The sequence below is a fragment of the Cupriavidus sp. 05N39 genome (assembly GCF_056397325.1).
On record NZ_JBFTNE010000422.1, the window covers coordinates 1 to 357 of the forward strand.

A 357-nucleotide genomic window follows, 5' to 3' on the forward strand; every position below is an offset into this window, starting at 1 on the left:
ACCCTGAGCGGCGACAGCAGCGCCTTTGCCGGCACCACCGTGGTCGACCAGGGCCGGTTGATGGTGGACGGCGCACTCGGCGGGCAGGTGAACCTGGACAACGGTGCCTACCTGGCCGGCAGCGGCCGCGTGGGCAGCGTGCACCTGCGTTCGGGCAGCGTGCTGGACCCGGGCCCGAACAGCGCCGTGGGCCGGCTGACCATCACCGGTGACCTGGTGTTCGATCCGAGCGCGACCTACCGCGTCCACGTCGCCGCCGATGGCAGCAGCGACCACGTGGACGTGGCGGGCGTGGCCACCCTGGGCGGTGCCGGCACCGTGGCGGTGGCGGCGGACGGTGACTGGAAGGTGTCCACC

General features: G+C 73.1%; 1 pseudogene. It reads left to right on the plus strand.

The features are described 5' to 3' along the window. Window positions 1-357, plus strand: a pseudogene (locus AC1DN0_RS42005) (autotransporter outer membrane beta-barrel domain-containing protein); the annotation flags it as partial.